This is a genomic window from Mesorhizobium amorphae (assembly GCF_014843845.1).
GTDB lineage: Bacteria > Pseudomonadota > Alphaproteobacteria > Rhizobiales > Rhizobiaceae > Mesorhizobium > Mesorhizobium amorphae_A.
On sequence record NZ_JHQS01000053.1, the window covers coordinates 20093 to 38437 of the forward strand.

Here is an 18345-nt window from a genome sequence, read left to right on the forward strand (position 1 = left end):
CGCCTGCCTGTCCCCACCTTCTTTTCTGAAAAACGTGCAAACACCCCTGGTGCGCGGCATCCTTATGAGAACGGCGGGAAATTCCCGCCGTTCTTGCCGTCAAATGCTGTGGATCAGGAATCGCCGCCGTAGACGTCGAACTTGAAGTACTTGTCGTTGATTTCCTTGTATTTTCCATTGGCGCGAATGGCGTCGATCGCGGCGTTGAACTGGTTGACCAGGTCGGTCTCGCCCTTGCGTACCGCAATGCCCGCGCCCGGACCGTGGATTTCAACGACCGGCTTGATCGCACCGACCAGCTTGCAGCAGGCGCCGTCAGGCGAATCCAGCCACTGCTGCAGCACGACGATGTCGTCATTGGCGGCATCGAGGCGGCCATTGGCGAGATCGAGCTGGTATTCCTGCGCGGTCGGATAGGGCTTGACCGTGCTGTCGGTGTAGATCTTGCTCGAATAGTTGAAATGCGTGGTCGCAGCCTGCACGCCGATCGTCTTGCCGGCCAGGTCTTCTTTGGTCACGCCCTTGATGTCGCTGTCCTTGGGCGCCACGATCGCCGGTGGCGTGTTGTAGTATTTGTGGGTGAAGTCGACCTTTTCGGCGCGCTCCGGCGTGATCGACATCGACGCGACGATGGCGTCGAACTTGCCTGCCTGCAGCGCCGGAATGATGCCGTCCCAATCCTGGGCGACGAAGGTGCACTTCACCTTCATTTCGTCGCAGAGAGCCTTGGCGATGTCGATGTCGAAGCCGACGAGCTGCCCGTCGGAAGTCAGGTTGTTGAATGGCGGATAGGCGCCCTCCGTGCCGATCTTCAGGGTTTTTTCCTGAGCCTGGGCGACGCCCAAGGTCAGCAGCGCAGCCGATGCGGCGAGCGCGATACGCAATGCAATTCGCATGATGGTCCTCTCATATTGTCCCGGCCGCTGTTCCATGCGGCTCTGAGGGCGGTGCTTTTTGACCGCCCGCTGGCGGCGATACTCCCACTCTTTTCCCGAAAAAAGCAACTGCAAAACAGTGGCCTCGGGGATTTGCATTCCCGGCCAAAGATGACGCAAGGTTAGAGCCTGGAAACACGATCGTCGGCGGCTGAATGATGTTTTGCGGACCCGCTCAGCGCTTCAGACCTGAGACGCCTTCGACGAAGTCAGCTATCGATTTCACGTCGTCGAGATCGAACACCGGCAGACCTTCTCCATCGGCCGCGAAGTCGGCGGCGATGGCGACGATGTTGGGATCGCTGGCTGCCAGCGGCGTGCGGTCCTTGGCCTCCAGCCGCCGCGTCTCGATCTTCTTGTGCGCCTCGCGTTTGTAGCCCTCGACCAGCACGATATCGGACGGCGCCAGCCGCGACAGGATGGCGTCCAGCGTCGGCTCGTCTTCGCCGCGCAATTCGTGCATTAGCGCCCAGCGTCGGCCGGACACGATCGCGACCTCGGTTGCGCCTGCCTGGCGGTGGCGAAAGGAGTCGGCGCCCTCCTTGTCGATGTCGAAATCATGATGGGCGTGCTTCACCGTCGACACGCTCCAGCCGCGCCGCACCAGCTCGGCGACCAGCTTTTCGGTCAGGGTGGTCTTGCCGGAATTCTTCCAGCCTGTGATGCCGAAGACGCGTCTCATGGTTTGATGCTCTGCAACAGACGCTCGGCCGCCGCAAGATCATCGGGCGTGTTGATGTTGAAGAACGGATCGATCTCGTGTTCGCCGGAACTCCACATCGGAAACTCGACCTCGACAAAGCCATGCCGTTCGATGAAGGCGGAAACCCGTCGATTGTCCTCATCGACAAGGAACCGGCGCAAGGCGTCATGCAGGCCAAGCGGCCAGAGCGCGAATGTCGGATGCCGTTTGCCGCCCGAACTGGCAACGGCGATGGCCCCGGGCTGTTCGGCTGCTGCCGAAGCAAGCCGTTCGACCAAGTCCTCGGGAAGGAACGGCGTATCGCCGGCGGCGGTGACCACCCCGCTACAAGCCATGGATGCCCATTCCAGGCCGGTCAGGATCCCGGCAAGCGGTCCCGCATAACCTTCCACCGTATCGGCAAGCACCGGCAGCCCGAACCTGGCAAAGCGCATCGGATCGCCATTGGCGCTCAACGCCATCGGTCCGACCTGCGGAGCAAGGCGGGCGATCACATGGTCGAGCAGCCTGCGACCACCCAGCACAAGCAGCGTCTTGTCGCCGCCGCCCATGCGCCGCGATTGGCCGCCGGCCAGAATGATCCCTGCAATGTCCCGGTCCATGGTCCGCCGTCTTCTCTTCAGCCCGAAAATCGCGGGGTCTCGGGACGATCTATATGCCGTCCGGCGCCATGTCAGGTCCAGCGCTTTCGGCGGCGGTTTGCCGCTTGCCGACGACCCGTTCGCGGTAGAGCGCATAGAGGCCGGAGCCGACGATAGTCGACGCGCCGGCGATCATCGGCAGGTCGGGGATGTCACCGAAGACGACCAGGCCGAGCAAAATCGCCCAGAGCAGGGCGGTGTAGCGAAACGGCGCGATGAAGGCGATGTCGCCCGAGCGCATCGCCATGATGATGAACTGGTAGCCGATGAGCACCAGCACAGCCGCCAACGCCAGCAGCGCCGTGGCTTCGCCGTTCATCGGCGTCCAGCCGCCCATCGGCGAAAGCAGTGCCGCGCCCAGCACCGTCATGGCCAGCGCCGTGGCGGTCGAGACAAGCAAGGTCGGGATTGCCTGCGGGACGCGCTTGGTAGCAAGGTCGCGCACCGCGCAGCAGGCGACACTCGCCAGCGCCAGCAGCGAATAGACGCTGAACCCTTCGAAGCCCGGCCGCACGATGATCAGCACGCCGGCAAAACCGACGGCAATCGCCAGCCAACGCCGCCAGCCGACGCCTTCGTTGAACACAAGTGCTGCCCCCATCGTCACCGCCAGCGGCAGTGCCTGCAGCACGGCCGAGACATTGGCGATCGGCAAGTGGGCGAGAGCAAGCAGGAACGACACCGTGGCGCCCGCCTCGCCGGCGACGCGCAGAGCCACCATCGGCTGCAGCATCGAGGCAGGCCGGGCCAGCGCGCCACGCTGCCAGGCAAGCAGGCCGACGAACAGCGATGCGAAGGCGCCGCGGATCAGCATGACCTGCGCCATGTTCATCGATTCCGAGGAGAATTTGGTGATTGCGTCGTTGAGGGTGAAACCGACCATGGCCACCACCATGAACAGCGCGCCGCGAAGATTTGGCGAAAGAGGCAAGGGCGGTCACCGGTGTGCTTTGCGTCAGCCTGTATCAGCCCGCCGCAAAACAGCAACGTCAAAGGAATGGGCCACGGCTTTCCATTGTGGCCCATTCCGCAGAGGATCGGTGGAGCCTTACTTCTTGGGCGTCAGCACTTCGGTGCCGTTGCCGTCCTTGCCGGCGATCGTCCACAGGCCGTGCAGAGAGCCATCCTTCTCCACCTTGTAGACGACAAGGCCAATTTCCTTGCCCATCGCGTTAGCCGGCGGAAAAGGCATTGTCGTTGCGCATGCAGATGCCGTCCGAGGACGAGCCGCCGGTTTCCCAATGGATGGTGCAGGTCGTCTCGCTGGTCAGCGTGATGGTTGCCTCGCCGCCATAGGACGAGCCGTCGAAATTGGTGCCGGCGACAGTATAGGTGCCGCCGATCGACTGCGCCGTTGCCGGCACCGCCGCGAGGCCGAGCAATGCAAGAGAAATGATAAGTTTGCGCATGTTGTATTCCCCCTGTGAGTGAAGAACCACTCCGGGCAAAGGCTTAGGCCGGAACATCGAGTCGGTAAATCCGATGCAACTTGGCGGACAGGGATTATTTCGTGGTGTGGCGCAAAATGCTCACGGCCCCTTGAGGCTGCCCGCAATAGCGCCCACCAGCGGATCGTATTTAGACTTCAGGGCTGGCGGATAATCGATCCAGACGGTGCGGATGACGCCGTCTTTTCCAAACAGACGGCGCTCGTAGAAAATGGCCTCGCCCTTGATGCCCGACAGCACCGCCCAGTCCTTGCCGGTCTTGCTGTAGGTAATCTTGTAGCTCGGCTCCTTGCTCGCTTTCTCAGCGGCGACAAAGCTCTTCGGCGTGTCGTCATCGATATTGAGGATGCCCGAACAGATCAGGCTGGCGCCGTCGACGCTGAGCCATTGCTGCCCGTCGCCATTCTCCGGCTCGGGCTGGGGCAAGGTGAATATCTCGTCGGGAAAGGTGCAGACGGTGCCGAAGCGCGCGTTGACGTAGGTGAATGGAGCCGCGGTCGCTGCGGTTGCAGCGATCGTCACGAACGACGCAAGGGCGATGAGATGAAAGCTCTTCACGGTGCCTCCCACGGCCTGTAGCCGGAGGCGATCTTGCACCAATCCCGAGAAAAAATCAGCCGCCGGTGACGCTCATATGCCTGGACACCGAGGGGCGGCTGGTGCGGCGGTCGATGATGAAATCATGGCCCTTCGGCTTGCGGCCGATGGCTTCGTCTATGGCAACGGAAACGAGATCGTTGCCTTCGGACGCACGCAGCGGCGCGCGCAGGTCGGCGGCATCTTCCTGTCCCAGGCACATATAGAGCGTGCCGGTGCAGGTCAGCCGGACGCGGTTGCAGCTTTCGCAGAAATTATGCGTCATCGGCGTGATGAAGCCGAGCCTGCCGCCAGTCTCGGCGACATGCACATAGCGCGCCGGACCGCCGGTCTTGTAGGGGATGTCGGTCAGCGTGAACTGCCGCTCGAGCGAGGCGCGCAGCAGCGACAGCGGCAGATACTGGTCGGTGCGGTCGGCGTCGATCTCGCCCATCGGCATGGTTTCGATGACCGTCAGGTCCATGCCACGACCATGCGCCCAGCGCATCATGTCAGGCAGTTCGGCGTCGTTGAAATCCTTCAGCGCCACCGCGTTGAGCTTGACCTTCAGCCCCGCAGCCTGCGCCGCGTCGATGCCTTCCATGACCTTGCCGAGATGGCCCCAACGGGTGATCTGGTGGAACTTGTCGGCGTCGAGCGTGTCCAGCGAGACGTTGATGCGCCTGACCCCGCAATCGGCGAGCTCCTGGGCGAAGCGCGACAGCTGCGAACCGTTGGTGGTCAGCGTCAGTTCTTCCAGCGCGCCGCTGTCGAGGTGGCGCGAAAGCTGGCGCACCAGATGCATGATATTCTTGCGCACCAGCGGCTCGCCGCCGGTGAGGCGCAGTTTCCGCACGCCTTTCTCGATGAAGACGGTGCAGAGCCGATCGAGCTCTTCCAGCGACAACAGATCCTTCTTGGGCAGGAAGGTCATGTCCTCGGCCATGCAATAGGTACAGCGGAAATCGCAACGGTCGGTGACCGACACGCGCAAATAGCTGATCGTGCGACCGAATGGGTCGATCATGTCCATGTTCAAGCGCTTCCGTGGCCGTGAGCGGCGTCGTTATATACGGCTATGTGATACGATCCGGTCCAGCATTCAAGATAGCCGGTCTTGATCTTTGGTAACATTCCCTCACCGACATTGCGTGTCGGCTGGCCTGCAACGGCCTTTTCGCGTGTGGCGAAGCAGCGTAGGGAAGGGCGGACGCAACGCAGGAACGATCAGCATGACGGCGCCGAAGGAACTCCGGGTCTCGAAGGACCGCAAGCTGCTCACCGTCACCTTCCCGGATCACCGGCCGTTCGAACTGCCGGCGGAATTGCTGCGCGTAGCCTCGCCCTCGGCCGAAGTGCAGGGCCATTCGCCGGATCAGCGGGTGACCGTTCCCGGCAAGCGCAACGTCGCCATCCTCAAGATCGAGCCGGTCGGCAATTATGCCGTGCGCATCACCTTCGACGATTTCCACGACACCGGCATCTTCACCTGGAATTATCTGCACACGCTCGGTCACGAGAAGGAGGCGCGCTGGAACGCCTATCTCGCGGAGCTTCAGGAAAAGGGGCTGAGCCGCGACCGTTAGTTCGTCCTGGCCGCATCTGTCGGCTTGGCCAGGGCAGCCAGGATCTCGCTGGTGTCGTAGTAGAAGGGCGTGCCTTCAAACAGCCGGCCATCCCTGAAGCGCAGGACTTCGGCAAAAGGCTGCCTGATCGTCACGCCATTGGCTCGCGACGTCAGCGAAAGCGTGCAGCTCATGAAGACGATGTCATCGTTTTGTGCCGCCTGCAGGTTCTCGACCGCAACATTGCTCCAGCTTTCCTGCATCCTGTGGAAAAGCGCGGCGATGCCTTCAAGGCCGCTCCAATCGCCGGAATAGGGCAGTGATTGCGGTTCATGCACTACGACGTCGCTGTGGAAGGCGCCGGTCAGCATCTCGATGCTGCCGGAGCCCGATTGCAGGAAGCGCATTTCGACGTCGAACATGTTTTCCAGAAGTTCCATGGCGGTGCTTTGCCGCTCAAGTGCTTTGTCCATTTCGATCTCCGTGTCCGTTTTGTACGGTCGACACGGTTTGCGCCTGAAATTATTGCATCGACACCCGTTTCCTGATTGTCAGGCTGCGGCGCGTCGCGAAGATGTCACGCAGTTGGAGTAACGCCGGCAAAGTTTCGGAGACGGGAAAAATGTCTGAGGTCACATCGGTTGAGCAACTCGAAGCGCTCTATGGCCTGCCCGGCGAAGCGTCGGTGGTCAAGGAGCTCGATCATGTCATCCCCGAATATGCCGCCTTCATCGAAGCCTCGCCCTTTGTCGCTCTGGCGACCAGCGGACCGGAGGGGCTGGACTGCTCGCCGCGCGGCGATCTCGCCGGTTTCGTGCGCATCCATGACCCGAAGACGCTGATGATGCCGGACCGGCGCGGCAACAACCGTGCCGACTCGCTGAAGAACATAATCCGCGATCCGCGCGTCGGCCTGCTGTTCCTGGTGCCGGGCTCCGGCACGACGCTGCGTGTCAACGGCCGCGCCCACATCACCACCGATGCAGCACTTTGTGCCTCGTTCAGCGTCGACGGCAAGCCGGCGCGCTCGGTCACCGTCATCGATATCGATTCGGTCTATTTCCAGTGCGCCCGCGCCATCGTCCGATCGGACCTGTGGAACCCGGCAAGGCATGTCGACCCGAAGTCGCTGCCGACGCCCGGACAGATCCTCGAAATCACCAGCCGCAAGAACATCGACGGCGAGACCTACGACAAGGAATGGCCTGAGCGGGCAAAGAAGACGATGTGGTGAACGGCTTCAAGGCCAATCGCGCCCGTCACGCGTCTTTAAGCACCTCGTAGATCTTGCGCATCTGCTCGCCGATCATGTCGCACTGATCCGGCGTCGACTGGCTCATCGCCTTCTCGATCAGCGCCATATGGATCTTCAGCGCCTGCATCAGCAGGGCCTCGCCGTCATTGGTCAGCGTCAGCCGCAGCACCCGCTTGTCCTTCTCGTCGCCTTCGCGACGCAGAAGGCCGCGCGTTTCGAGCTGCGGCAACAGCATGGTGATGTTGGAACGGCCGACCAAGAGCTTGCGGGCAAGATCGTGCTGCGACATGCCGGGATGGCGATAGAGGTTCATCAGCACATCGAGCTGCGCCGGCTTGAGATCCAGCGGCGCCAGCTTCACCGCCAGCGTGCGCTCCAGCACATGGCAGGCGCGTGCCACCGCGACCCAGTTGCGAAAACGCGGGTTGTCCCAGGGCAGGTCTTGCTTAATGTTCATGTTTGAACTATTATGTTCATGCTTGAACGAATGGATGGATCGCCACTATGGCATCATTTGGATTGAAGGTCATCCGGGGTGTGTTCGGCGCCGCCGAGCATGTGGCGCCGCGTCTCAGCGGCCGGGCCGCGTTCGAGTTGTTCTGCCGTACGCCCAATATCAAAGCCCTCAGCGATGGCGAGCGCCGCGCCATCGACCGCGCGGCAGCCTTCATGACTGAGGCGCGCCATCACCGGCTGAAGACCAGGACGGGGTGCGTCATGGCGCATGAATTCCGGCCCGAGCCGGGCAGGGCGGCCCAAGGCACCGTGCTTGTCATCCACGGCTGGCGCTCACGCACGGAATATATGCGCGCGCTGATCGAAGGCTATCGCGGCGCCGGCTACAGGGTCGTCTCGCTCGACCTGCCGGGCCACGGCCAGTCGCAAGGCCGCCGCCTGAACATGGTCAACGCGGTCGACGCTGCAAGGGTGGTAGGCGAATGGTTCGGGCCGTTCGCGGTAATCGTCGGCCATTCCTTCGGCGGTGCCGTCGCTGCCAACGCCGTCGCCGGTTCCGTCAAGGGCATCCAGCCGGTGGCGGCCGATCGGCTGGTGCTGATCGCGGCGCCGAGCTCGCTGCCGGCGATCTTCGACGACTTCAGCCGCATGCTCAATGTCGGTCCGCGCTCGCAGACTGCCATGGCCGACCAGGTCAAGAAACTATCCGGCCGGCCGCTCGCCGAATTCACCGGCGACCGCCAGCTTGCCGAGGCGCCGGTGCCGACGCTGGTCATCCATGCACCCGACGACCGCGAGGTTTCCGCCGATCATGCCAGGCGCTATGCCGGCGCCGGCGATCATGTCAGGCTTCATTGGGCCGAGGGCCTTGGCCACCGTCGCATCCTCGCCGACAAGGGCGTGGTCGAGCACGCCGTCGGCTTCGTTGCCGGCCAGCGCGAGCCGGCAGCTCTGCACTAAGCTCCATTTCTTTTCTGCCCCGGGCTCGACCGGAAGATGGCGACTCCCCGATTCGGCAAGGCCGAGGAGATCGCCGGCATGGTCGCCTGGCTGGCCGCGCCCGAGGGCCGATTCGTCACCGGCGCCGCGCTGACCATCGATGGAGGCGCCAACGCCTGACGCAACCCGGTTTCAACCGGCCGGAGCAGAAACGAATTCGCTCCGGCCGTCACAAACTTGTGAAACCGTTCTGCAACAGACGCTTCGAAATTTATGGAAGCTTAACGAAATCGGTATGAATCGGTATAGTCGCGCCTTACATCCGCCATGCGGTTGGCAAGATCGTCTAGCGGCGCGGAACGGGAGCCGGTTGCAACCGGAGCGGGTGATCCATGAATATCTTCGGAAACAGAGCCGCCGTATTGCCGCTTGCGGTCGCGGCCACGCTGGCCATTGCCGTACCGCAGGCCAGCGCGCAGGGTCTGTTCGACATGCTTTTCGGCGGCGGTGTCCGCCATAACCCGCAAGGCGAGTTCCCGCCGCCACCCAAATACAAGCCGAAGCCAAACTCCGGTACCGGTGGCGGTGGCGGCACCAGGATCAGCAGCCCGTCCTATTATACCTACAAGGCCGACCGGCTGGTGCGTGTCGACTTCACCGCACTGATGCCGAAACCGCAGCCCGCGGCACCGCAGGACGCCGCTTTCGTGCCGTCCGTCACCGGCAATGCCTTCGCCGATGCGATTGCCGGTCTCAGCGATTATGAGCTCGATGCCGAACCGGATATCGCCAAGGCGCTGATCGCCTATTACTCGGCCAATCCGGATTTCATCTGGGTCAGCGGAACCGCTCCCAACAGCCGCGCGCAGGATGCGGTGCGGGTGCTTGGCGAGGCCGCGAGCTACGGCCTGACGCCGGCCGATTATACGGTCGACGTTCCGGCCACCGCCACGTCGTCTGCTACCCCCAACGAGCGCCTGAAAGAACTCGTCCGCTTCGAGATGTCGCTGTCGGCCCGCGTGCTGCGCTACGCCCATGACGCCCAGAGCGGCCGCGTCGACCCCAACCGCATGACCGGCTACTATGATTTTCCGCCGAAGCCGCTCGACATGGAAGGCGTGCTGAAAACGCTGGCGCACACGCAGGAAGTGCGCACCTATCTCGAATCGCGGCATCCGCAAAACCCTGAATACCAAGCACTGCGGGTCGAGCTGGAAGCGCTCCAGGCCAGCGAAGAGAACGAGATCGTCGTCGATCCCAAGCTCTTGCTGAAACCCGGCGAAACCAGTCCCGAACTGCCCAAGCTGTTGACGCTGATCGCGCGCAATCTCGACGACGAGATGGGCGGCGACTATGGCGAGGTGCTGGCGAGACTCGGCAAGAGCGAGATCTATGACCCCGAGCTGGTGCCGGTCATCAAGGCGGTGCAGAAGCGGGCCGGCATGAAAGGCGACGGCGTCATCGGCCCGCGTACGGTCGCCTCGCTGGCCGGCACGTCCAAGGCCGACAAGATCGGGAAGGTGGAGGTAGCACTCGAGGAACTGCGCTGGCTGCCTTCCGACCTCGGCAGTCCACGCGTGTTCATCAACCAGCCGGCCTTCACCGCAAGCTATGTCGACAATGGCGAGGTGAAGCTGAAGACCCGCGTGGTCATCGGCCGGACGACCAACCAGACCGCCTTCTTCTACAAGGAGATCAAGCAGGTCGATTTCCATCCCTACTGGGGCGTGCCGCAGTCGATCATCGTCAACGAGATGCTGCCAAGGCTGCGCAGCGATCCGGGCTATCTCGACCGCGCCGGCTACGAAGTCACGGATTCGCGCGGCAAGCGCGTCCCGTCATCGGCGGTCAATTGGGGTGGCTACGGCGCCAACATCCCCTACAGCGTGCGCCAGCTGCCAAGCGAGGCCAACGCGCTGGGCGAGCTGAAGATACTGTTCCCCAACAAGCACGCCATCTACATGCATGATACGCCGCAGAAGTCCTTCTTCGAGCGCGACATGCGCGCGCTCAGCCACGGCTGCGTCCGGCTGCAGGATCCGCGCGGCATGGCGGCGGCGGTTCTCGGCACCTCGGTCGACTATGTCGTCGAGAAGCTGAAGCACGGGCATTCGACCGAGAATGTGACGCGGACCATTCCGGTCTATGTCGCCTATTTCACCGCCTGGCCCGACATGTCCGGCAATGTCGAATATTTCGGCGACATCTACGACCGCGACACAAGGCTGATGCAGGCGCTCGACGCGACCGAGGCGGTTCGCTCGCCGGCGAGCTGAAGCCCCAAAGCCCGGCCGGAGGGTGCGCGACGCAGGTTAGGCTCGCTCGAAGAGCGGCCGCTGGAAACCGGCCTCGCGGCCGGCAATCAGCCAATAGACCAGGCCGGCCACGACACCCGCCGTGCCGATGATACCCATATCGGCCCAGCGCTCCGGATTTTCCGATGCGCCCGGCCAGATCAGGGCGAATCCCGCGACCGCCGCGATGGCGCCGAACATCATGTGCAGCAGGGCATTGCGCAGCGAGAAGAACTCGGCGATCAGGGCAAAGACAAGCGTCTGCATCCCGGTCAATATGATCGTCAGGAAATAGATGAACATGCCGAGCGGCGGCACCAGCAGTGCCGCGATCGGGCTAACGCCCACGACGCTGAAATACTCGGGCGCGTTGGGCAGCGAACTCAGCATGGCGTAGATCGCCACCACCGCGAACAGCCCCACCAGAACCGCCACCAGATAGCCGGCGAGCATCATCAGGACGCGCTTCGATACGTGCTTTACCACTGCCATGCACCCCCGTGCCCGCAATTATAGAGCCGCAGTCAGCCATCAAAGATGTGCCGGCGCAAGAGCATATGGCGCCGTGCCATAGGTCTGCAGCGCGTTGGCGATCCTATTTAGTCTCGCCGGTCACGGGATCGTAGGAGATTTCGACTTTCGCCTTGTCGCTCGTATAGTAGGTGATGGTATAGACGCCGCTATCCCAGTCCACCTCCTTCACATAGTGGAAGTCGTTGCGCTGTTCGACCTTGGCGATGATCTCCGACAGCTTCTTGGCATTGGGCGGGGGCAGTGGTTTTTCGTCGGCCGCGAAAGCCGATCCACTCACGAGAAGAACCGCCAGGCTGGTCGCCAGAACAACGATGCGCATGAGTGCCCTCATTTCATGTTGGCGTGATGTGCGTTGGAAACTCGCTTCCAGGCCGGTTTGTTCCGGTGCGCCAAAGGTAGGATCGGATCGTTGCACCACCATTGTTTGCAATTGCGATCCGGGATCATCAAAAAACCGTTCCCAGTCGCTGCAGCTGCGATCTACGAATGCCATTGAATTTCAATGCGTAAGGACAAATGCCCTATCCGAGATCTCAGATAGCCAGCAGCTAACCATGGCGGAGCCGCGCTCTGCGATACATTAGCTGATCGTGGTGGAGCTTTTGCCGTGACCCTGCTAGACTTCCTGCCATGACAGGGCGGTATCTGCGCGCCGGCCTGTCTGAATCTTCATTCAGCAACGCGGCGAAGCGCCCAAGAGCGGGCAATCGCCTGTGTTGGACAGGACCAGAAGGGACCGGGGGGCTCCATTATGGCTGAACGGAACTACACCCGTCAGCTGGCGACAATCATTTCCATCGATGCCGTTGGATTTTCACGGCTGATGGGTATCGACGACGAGTTGGCCGTCGCCGCCTTCGAGGAACGGCGCGACATCATCGCCGATAGCTGTGGGGCGTTTGGTGGCCGCACCTTCGGCGATGCCGGCGACAGCGTCATGGCCGAATTCGGCAGTCCGATCGAAGCCTTGCGTGCGGCCTTCGATTTCCAGGGCCGGATCGTGACGCTCAATGCATCGGCAGCGCAAGACATGCGCATGCCCTTTCGTGCCGGCATCAACACCGGCGACGTCATCGTGCGCGAAGGCCGCCTTTATGGCGACGACGTCAACATCGCCGCCAGACTGCAGGAACTCGCTCCGCATGACGGTCTCGCCATCTCCGAGACAACCTGGCACCATGTGAAGGACAAGACCCCGGCTGAATTCACCGACCTTGGCGAATTCATGCTGAAGAACATCGCGCTGCCGGTGCGCGTCCTGATCGCCGGCCGCGGCGGCAACGGCTCCGCGCCCATGGCCCCGCTGGCCTCCATGTCGCTGCCACTTGGGCAGCAGAAACTCGCCCCCAAGGGCCCGCCGGCAATCGCCGTGTTGCCGTTTGCCGGCGACGGCGGCGAGCACGACGTCGGCTACATGGCGGACGGCATTGCCGAGGACATCATCTACGGCCTGTCCAACACCAGATGGCTTTCGGTGATCGCCAAGAGCTCCAGCTTCCAGTTCCGCGACGACAGCCTGGGAACGCGGGTGATCGGCAACGCGCTCGGCGCGCGCTACATCGTCAGCGGTACACTGACGCGCAATGGCGGGCAAATCCGCCTCAACACGTCGCTTGCCGACACCTCGAACGGGCGCCTGGTGTGGTCGCAGCGCTTCGATCGCGACCTCGTCGACATCTTCAACCTGCGCGACCAGATCGGCAGCGAGATCGTCTCCATTCTCGACAAGGAGGTCGACCGGGCCGAGCAGGCGCGCACCTTCCAGGTGCCCTGGGAAAGCCTGGAGACCTGGCAATTGGTGCGGCGTGGCCGCTGGCACATGAACCGGCGCACCCGCGGCGACACCGAAATCGCGCTGGATTTCTTCGAAAAGGCCTATCGGGAAGACCCGAATTCGAGCGCCGTGCTGAATGAGCTCGCATGGTGGTATTTCTGGCGGGCGTGGCTGCGTTTCGGCGACAGTGACGATCTGGAGAAGGTCAAGCAATATGCTCGCAAGGCATTGCTCATGGACAGCCTGGACGCACGTCCGCACGCCCATCTCGGCGCGATCGACATCATGAGGGGAGAGCCGCGGGCCGCGGTCGAACATCTGCGGGAGGCGATCCATATCAATCCGAGCTTTGCCTTCGCAAGCTCGGCGATGGGCAGCGCCCGCCTGCTGCTCGGCGATGCCGCCGGCGCGATACCGTTCTTTCTCGACGCCGAGCGATTGAGCCCCTTCGATCTCTACAGGTTCCACAATCTGGGGGAACTGGCGGTCGCCTACAGTTTCGTCGAGGACTGGCAGGCCGCCATCGCCACCGCGGATCGCTCGCTCAACCTGTCGCCTGGCTACTTCTACGCCAGGTTCCTCAAGATCGGTGCCTTGATGCGCAGCGGCCGCACGGAAGAAGCCCGGCGGGAGCTGGCCATTTTCACGACAAGGCACCCGGATTTCTCCGACCAACGGGTGCGCTGGATACCTTTCGTCGACAAGGCGGCGAATGAATTCCTCATCGGCAATTTCGAAGCGGCCAGGTCGGGCAAATGATCTGGCCGCTGACAAGTGGTAGAACAAGGGTGACTGTGAAGAACTTAACATACGCGGAACCAAAGCAAACCTAGGCCATGGGGTTAGCCGGTATCGCAATGACGTGGACAGCCGGGGGGCTTGAACGCGCATGATCAAGATCAAGTATTTCGCCGCCATTCTCGCCGCCCAGCAAAGCCAGCGTCCGGTGTCGGAAATGCCGCCCTTCGACCTCGGGCGGCTCCGCTCCAAAGGCGGCCTGGCATCTCGCATAGGCGGTTATCTGTTCAGCGATCCGCGCTGGATACTGGCGCTGCTGCGCCGCTTCTGGCCCAATCTCGCATTCGGCAATTACCTGCTGGTGACCAGGAATGCCGACGTTCGCGACATCCTTGAGCGCGGCGACGAATTCGAGACACCCTACGGTCCGGAGATGGCCGAACTGGCGCGGGGATCGAACTTCATCCTCGGTATGCAGGACGGCGCCGCCTACCGGCAGATGAAATCGTCGGTGCTCAGCGCCTTCCCGCCGGCGGAGGTCGAGGCCATGGTCCGGCCGATCGCCGCGCGTCATTCCAAGGACATCATGGCCCGGGCCAACCCCGGCTTTGACGCCATCTCCGGGCTGATGAAGATCGTTCCGGTGCGCATCTGCCGCGACTATTTCGGTCTCGAGATCGACGACGAATCCGAATTCGCCGACTGGTCGATCGCATTGAGCGCGCTGTTCTTTTCCGATCCGACGGCAAGCCCCACCACGCGCCAGCTTGCCGTGGTCGCGGGCGATCGGCTGATCAAGGTCATCGACCGCTCCATCGACGCGATCAGGGAGAGGGGAGGAAAGGACGAGCGGCCGCTGCCCAGGCTCGTCGCCCTTCTCGATCAAGGCCGCCTGTCGAAGCCCGATCTCCATTCGGTCATGCTCGGCATGATCGCCGGCTTTGTCCCGACCAACGTGCTGGCCGGCAGCAACTGCCTCGACGTCATCCTGTCCCGGCCGGACGCGCGGCGGGCGGTCGATGCGGCGCTGGCCGACGACGATACCGGCAAGCTTGACCGGGCGATCATGGAGGCCATGCGCTTCAAGCCGATCTGGGTCGGTCCCTGGCGCTATACCTCGCGTGACGCGACCATCGGCAGAGGCACGCCGCGCGAGCGCCTGGTGAAGGCGGGAACGGTGGTGATGCCGGCCACGCTGTCGGCGATGTTCGACCCCGAGGCCGTGCAAAACCCGAACGACTTCGACACCTCGCGCCCGCTTCGCGATTACATGGTGTTCGGCCACGGCATCCATTTGTGCATCGGCGCCGAAATCGCCAGGATTCAGATCGGCGAAAGCATTCGCGCCCTGTTCCAAAAGGACAGGCTGCGCCGGGCGCCCGGCAAGGCCGGGCGGATGACGAACCTCGGCGCCTATCCGGAAAGCCTCAAGGTCGATTTCGACCGGCCGGCGCTGTGCCGCACGATCGACCATTCGATGGTGACGGTGGTCTGCCCGATCACACGGGGCGCATCGCCGGATGCCATTCGCGAAAGGGTCGCGGCATTAGGCAATCCGGCCACGCAGGCAGTCGGCCAGGAACTCGACATTACCGGCACCATTCATTTCACCAGCCTGGCCGTTGCCGGCACCGGCGAGACAGATGAGGCGTCAGGCCTTGAGAAAAGTGCCCTCGTTCTCGAAATCTCCGGCGACGGCAGCGCCGATAAGGTGATCGATGCCCTGGCGCAGGCCATTGGCCACCAGTTGCGGCCGATTTTCAAGGATTTCTGCGACCTGCCCGAAGGCAGCGCGCTGAACGACTTCCTGCGCAAGCATAACGTCGTGATATCGCCATCATTCGGCAGCGCTGCCGGTCTGGTGTTTTCGGGCACGCCCGGACATTCGGTCCAACGCATCCTGGCCGAAGCCGACCTCGCCGACGCGATACGCGACATCGTCGAACGTCCGCGTACCGGCAATGGCGACGCCGCCGCGGTGCTTGCCGAGGCGCGTCAGCATGTCCGGTCGCTCGGAAGGTTCAGCTGGGCGTTCGAGCGAGCCGACAGTCTGCTCGAGAGATCGCCCGGCAGGTGGCGGTACGCCTTCACCTCGACGCTTTTCGCGCCAGCTGTGCTTGTGAGCGTCCTCGCAGTCTGGATGGTCTGCGCGTGGCTGACCTATGTGACTGTGTTCGACCATTCGGCCGGGATCACCTTCCGCAACATTTTGATCGCAGGCATCTCGCTGCTGTTGAGCGCGCTTGGGATTCTTTCATCGGCCGTGCTGTTGCTGGGGCTCTGCTTCCTGGCGTTGCGGCGGATCGAGGACAAAGATCGGCCGGAAAATTCATCGATCGGAATATCTGCCTTGAACGAGATACTCGCCAAGGAGGACCACGCGGCGCAGAACCATCTGACCGCGATCTCGACGATGAAGGCCGGTATCTTGCGGAGGCTAGCGCTCAGGTTATCCTTCTACCTGATCTCGATAGCTGCGCAGAAGGTGTTCAAGCCAGGCTTTCTCAACACCATCAACACCATCCATTTCGCCCGCTGGGTGCTGCTGCCGGGCTCCAACACACTGATGTTCTTCTCCAACTACGGCGGCAGCTGGGAAAGCTATCTCGAAGACTTCATTGCCAAGGCATCCGCCGGGCTGACCGGCGTGTGGAGCAACACCGTGGGCTATCCTCGCACACGCTGGCTATTCCTCGACGGCGCGCGCGACGGCGATCGCTTCAAGCGCTGGGCGCGGCGCCAGCAGGTGCCGACCCTGTTCTGGTACTCCGCCTATCCCGATCTCAACACCACGCGTATCCGGATCAATTCCCGGATCAGGCGCGGCATTGCTTCCGCCGTCGGCAACGAGGCGCGCGACTGGCTGAGCCTGTTCGGTTCGCTGCCGCGTCCGGCGACCGAAAGAACCACCGTTCAAAAGACCACCTCGCTGCTGACCAACATCAACTCAGCCTTTCCGGCGCCTCTCGAGCAGCAACTGGAAACCGGCGAGATCCAGTCCATCTTCTTCGGCCCGTTCGGCCCGCTTGGCTATGCGCATATGATTGCAATCGGAGTGCCGGACAAATTGCCGGCGTCCAAACGCCGGGCCTGGCTCGATTTCGTCATCGAACAGACGAGTTTCGGCGAAGGCAGGCCCGCCGAGCGAGCCATGACGGTGGCCTTTGGTCCCGGCGGTCTGCGGCAGCTTGGGCTCGACGCGGGCATCGACGACGATCCGCTGGACACATTCCCGATTGCCTTTCGCCATGGCATGGGCAATCCCGAGCGTGGGCGCATCCTGGACGACCGAGGGCGCGAAGCACCCGACGAATGGGAGTGGGGGTCGTTTAAGAAGCCCGTGGACGTGGTCATCGTCTGCTATGCGGAAAAACCGGAAAAGTTGGCGACCGAGATCGCCGTCGTGAAACGAAAGACGACCGGCGCGGGGATGAAGGTCGTTGCTGAACTGCCGCTCGCCGTAAAGCGAGACCCGACCAACACGAACACGAACACGAACACGAACACGAAATCGTCGAATACGGCAAAACCTGACGGCAAGTCGGAACGCGGGCCTGCTTTTGAGCATTTCGGCTTCGCTGATGGGATTTCGCAGCCGATCGTGCGGGGCACGACGCGCGCCAGCAGGGGCGCCGCGCCCATGCATCTAGTCGCGCCCGGCGAGTTCCTGTTCGGCTACCGCGACGAGCACGGCTTCTATCCGGCCTCGCCCTCGGTAAGCGCCGCGCGCGATCGGAGCGGAATCCTGTCGCAGGTGCGTCGTAGTCGGCCGATTCCGGGCCTGCCTCCACCCCCGCGGGATTTCGGCCGCAACGGCTCATTCCTGGTCGTTCGCCAGTTCGAGCAGCATGTCGACATTTTCAACGACTATTGCAGAAGGGCGGCGGCGCGGGTTGCGACCGAAACCGGCAATCAGTCTGCGACGTCGGAGTGGGTTGCCGCCAAGATGCTCGGCCGCTGGCAGAACGGCAGTTCGCTGGTGCGCAATCCCGATCATCCGGGACGCGTAGTCGACAACAATTTCGCCATCGGCGCCGAGGATCCACAAGGGCATCGCTGCCCGCTCGGTGCCCACATACGCCGTTCCAACCCGCGCGACTCGCTTGGTGAGGACCGCGAGACGGAGATCAATATCGGCAAGCGCCACCGCATCCTGCGCGTCGGGCGCACCTATGAGAAGCAGGACAGTGAGAGTGGAAAGGCCGAAAAGGGGCTGCTCTTCATGTGCCTGAACGCCGACATCGAGCGCCAGTACGAATTCATCCAGCAGACCTGGGTTTCGTCGACTTCCTTTCAGGGCCTGGTTGGCGAAAAGGATCCGACGATTGGTGCGCGCGACCAAGGCGGGCGCTTCACCATCCCGTCATGGGAGAAGGTCACGATCCTCGGGGAAATCCCGCAATTCGTCACAACAAAGGGCGGGGGCTACTTCTTCATGCCAAGCCGATCGTCGCTGCGCTACCTGAAATCGCGGCTTTGATTCGGCC

The 18345-nt window shown here is 62.7% G+C and carries 16 protein-coding genes and 2 pseudogenes; 7 read left to right on the forward strand and 11 right to left on the reverse strand.

Annotated features, from left to right (window positions below):
- Positions 1 to 113: 113 nt before the first annotated feature.
- The 7 genes and pseudogenes from DH08_RS20700 to moaA form a co-directional block, all read right to left on the reverse strand.
- Positions 114 to 896 carry an ABC transporter substrate-binding protein gene (locus tag DH08_RS20700; protein WP_192181083.1) on the reverse strand — a complete coding sequence of 261 codons (783 nt, stop codon included), beginning with the start codon at positions 894 to 896 and terminating at the stop codon, positions 114 to 116.
- A gap of 214 nt (positions 897 to 1110) precedes the next feature.
- The gene (gene mobB / locus DH08_RS20705) at positions 1111 to 1617 is read right to left on the reverse strand and encodes a molybdopterin-guanine dinucleotide biosynthesis protein B (RefSeq protein ID WP_192181084.1); all 507 of its coding nucleotides are present in this window, start codon (positions 1615 to 1617) and stop codon (positions 1111 to 1113) included.
- Complete coding sequence (gene mobA, locus DH08_RS20710; RefSeq protein ID WP_192181085.1) at positions 1614 to 2240, reverse strand: molybdenum cofactor guanylyltransferase MobA; 627 nt, start codon at positions 2238 to 2240, stop codon at positions 1614 to 1616. The genes mobB and mobA overlap by 4 nt, the downstream gene beginning before the upstream one ends.
- Positions 2241 to 2289: 49 nt before the next feature.
- Positions 2290 to 3210: a DMT family transporter gene (locus DH08_RS20715; RefSeq protein ID WP_192181086.1), complete on the reverse strand. Its 921-nt coding sequence runs from the start codon at positions 3208 to 3210 to the stop codon at positions 2290 to 2292.
- A 117-nt stretch (positions 3211 to 3327) separates the two neighbouring features.
- A pseudogene (locus DH08_RS20720) lies at positions 3328 to 3688 on the reverse strand (hypothetical protein).
- A 120-nt stretch (positions 3689 to 3808) separates the two neighbouring features.
- Positions 3809 to 4285: a hypothetical protein gene (locus tag DH08_RS20725; protein ID WP_192181087.1), complete on the reverse strand. Its 477-nt coding sequence runs from the start codon at positions 4283 to 4285 to the stop codon at positions 3809 to 3811.
- Between the two features lie 55 nt (positions 4286 to 4340).
- On the reverse strand, positions 4341 to 5336 hold the full coding sequence (gene moaA / locus DH08_RS20730; protein ID WP_192181088.1) for a GTP 3',8-cyclase MoaA: 996 nt from the start codon (positions 5334 to 5336) through the stop codon (positions 4341 to 4343).
- A gap of 199 nt (positions 5337 to 5535) precedes the next feature.
- Between moaA and DH08_RS20735 the strand changes: the two genes are divergently transcribed.
- The gene (locus tag DH08_RS20735; protein WP_192181089.1) at positions 5536 to 5889 is read left to right on the forward strand and encodes a gamma-butyrobetaine hydroxylase family protein; all 354 of its coding nucleotides are present in this window, start codon (positions 5536 to 5538) and stop codon (positions 5887 to 5889) included.
- On the opposite strand, the gene DH08_RS20740 is transcribed toward DH08_RS20735, so the two are convergent.
- Positions 5886 to 6341: a nuclear transport factor 2 family protein gene (locus DH08_RS20740; RefSeq protein WP_192181090.1), complete on the reverse strand. Its 456-nt coding sequence runs from the start codon at positions 6339 to 6341 to the stop codon at positions 5886 to 5888. The two genes, DH08_RS20735 and DH08_RS20740, sit on opposite strands and share 4 nt — an antisense overlap.
- A gap of 149 nt (positions 6342 to 6490) precedes the next feature.
- Between DH08_RS20740 and DH08_RS20745 the strand changes: the two genes are divergently transcribed.
- Positions 6491 to 7102 (forward strand): pyridoxamine 5'-phosphate oxidase family protein, encoded by a 612-nt coding sequence (locus DH08_RS20745; RefSeq protein WP_192181091.1) that lies wholly within the window; start codon positions 6491 to 6493, stop codon positions 7100 to 7102.
- A 25-nt stretch (positions 7103 to 7127) separates the two neighbouring features.
- Here DH08_RS20745 and DH08_RS20750 read toward each other — a convergent pair whose 3' ends face one another.
- Complete coding sequence (locus DH08_RS20750) at positions 7128 to 7580, reverse strand: MarR family winged helix-turn-helix transcriptional regulator (protein WP_192181092.1); 453 nt, start codon at positions 7578 to 7580, stop codon at positions 7128 to 7130.
- A 47-nt stretch (positions 7581 to 7627) separates the two neighbouring features.
- Here DH08_RS20750 and DH08_RS20755 point away from each other — a divergent pair, with 47 nt between their 5' ends.
- The 3 genes and pseudogenes from DH08_RS20755 to DH08_RS20765 all read left to right on the forward strand — a co-directional run bounded on the left by DH08_RS20755 (position 7628) and on the right by DH08_RS20765 (position 10794).
- Positions 7628 to 8539 carry an alpha/beta hydrolase gene (locus DH08_RS20755; protein WP_192181093.1) on the forward strand — a complete coding sequence of 304 codons (912 nt, stop codon included), beginning with the start codon at positions 7628 to 7630 and terminating at the stop codon, positions 8537 to 8539.
- A 36-nt stretch (positions 8540 to 8575) separates the two neighbouring features.
- Positions 8576 to 8698: pseudogene (locus tag DH08_RS20760) on the forward strand (SDR family oxidoreductase); the annotation flags it as partial.
- A 212-nt stretch (positions 8699 to 8910) separates the two neighbouring features.
- On the forward strand, positions 8911 to 10794 hold the full coding sequence (locus tag DH08_RS20765) for a L,D-transpeptidase family protein (RefSeq protein WP_192181094.1): 1884 nt from the start codon (positions 8911 to 8913) through the stop codon (positions 10792 to 10794).
- Between the two features lie 36 nt (positions 10795 to 10830).
- On the opposite strand, the gene DH08_RS20770 is transcribed toward DH08_RS20765, so the two are convergent.
- Both DH08_RS20770 and DH08_RS20775 read right to left on the reverse strand, forming a co-directional pair.
- Positions 10831 to 11304 (reverse strand): hypothetical protein, encoded by a 474-nt coding sequence (locus tag DH08_RS20770; protein ID WP_192181095.1) that lies wholly within the window; start codon positions 11302 to 11304, stop codon positions 10831 to 10833.
- Between the two features lie 103 nt (positions 11305 to 11407).
- Positions 11408 to 11665 (reverse strand): PepSY domain-containing protein, encoded by a 258-nt coding sequence (locus DH08_RS20775; protein ID WP_192181213.1) that lies wholly within the window; start codon positions 11663 to 11665, stop codon positions 11408 to 11410.
- Between the two features lie 432 nt (positions 11666 to 12097).
- Between DH08_RS20775 and DH08_RS20780 the strand changes: the two genes are divergently transcribed.
- Positions 12098 to 13879: an adenylate/guanylate cyclase domain-containing protein gene (locus tag DH08_RS20780; RefSeq protein ID WP_192181096.1), complete on the forward strand. Its 1782-nt coding sequence runs from the start codon at positions 12098 to 12100 to the stop codon at positions 13877 to 13879.
- A gap of 130 nt (positions 13880 to 14009) precedes the next feature.
- Positions 14010 to 18338, forward strand: coding sequence for a cytochrome P450 (locus DH08_RS20785; protein ID WP_192181097.1), 4329 nt, complete (start codon positions 14010 to 14012; stop codon positions 18336 to 18338).
- Positions 18339 to 18345: the final 7 nt, after the last annotated feature.

Bases quoted from the DNA above. Each gene is read 5' to 3' on its own strand.
- DH08_RS20700 (WP_192181083.1), bottom strand. From the start codon at position 896: ATGCGAATTGCATTGCGTATCGCGCTCGCCGCATCGGCTGCGCTGCTG.
- mobB (WP_192181084.1), bottom strand. From the start codon at position 1,617: ATGAGACGCGTCTTCGGCATCACAGGCTGGAAGAATTCCGGCAAGACC.
- mobA (WP_192181085.1), bottom strand. From the start codon at position 2,240: ATGGACCGGGACATTGCAGGGATCATTCTGGCCGGCGGCCAATCGCGG.
- moaA (WP_192181088.1), bottom strand. From the start codon at position 5,336: ATGGACATGATCGACCCATTCGGTCGCACGATCAGCTATTTGCGCGTG.
- DH08_RS20735 (WP_192181089.1), top strand. From the start codon at position 5,536: ATGACGGCGCCGAAGGAACTCCGGGTCTCGAAGGACCGCAAGCTGCTC.
- DH08_RS20740 (WP_192181090.1), bottom strand. From the start codon at position 6,341: ATGGACAAAGCACTTGAGCGGCAAAGCACCGCCATGGAACTTCTGGAA.
- DH08_RS20745 (WP_192181091.1), top strand. From the start codon at position 6,491: ATGTCTGAGGTCACATCGGTTGAGCAACTCGAAGCGCTCTATGGCCTG.
- DH08_RS20750 (WP_192181092.1), bottom strand. From the start codon at position 7,580: ATGAACATTAAGCAAGACCTGCCCTGGGACAACCCGCGTTTTCGCAAC.
- DH08_RS20755 (WP_192181093.1), top strand. From the start codon at position 7,628: ATGGCATCATTTGGATTGAAGGTCATCCGGGGTGTGTTCGGCGCCGCC.
- DH08_RS20765 (WP_192181094.1), top strand. From the start codon at position 8,911: ATGAATATCTTCGGAAACAGAGCCGCCGTATTGCCGCTTGCGGTCGCG.
- DH08_RS20770 (WP_192181095.1), bottom strand. From the start codon at position 11,304: ATGGCAGTGGTAAAGCACGTATCGAAGCGCGTCCTGATGATGCTCGCC.
- DH08_RS20775 (WP_192181213.1), bottom strand. From the start codon at position 11,665: ATGCGCATCGTTGTTCTGGCGACCAGCCTGGCGGTTCTTCTCGTGAGT.
- DH08_RS20780 (WP_192181096.1), top strand. From the start codon at position 12,098: ATGGCTGAACGGAACTACACCCGTCAGCTGGCGACAATCATTTCCATC.
- DH08_RS20785 (WP_192181097.1), top strand. From the start codon at position 14,010: ATGATCAAGATCAAGTATTTCGCCGCCATTCTCGCCGCCCAGCAAAGC.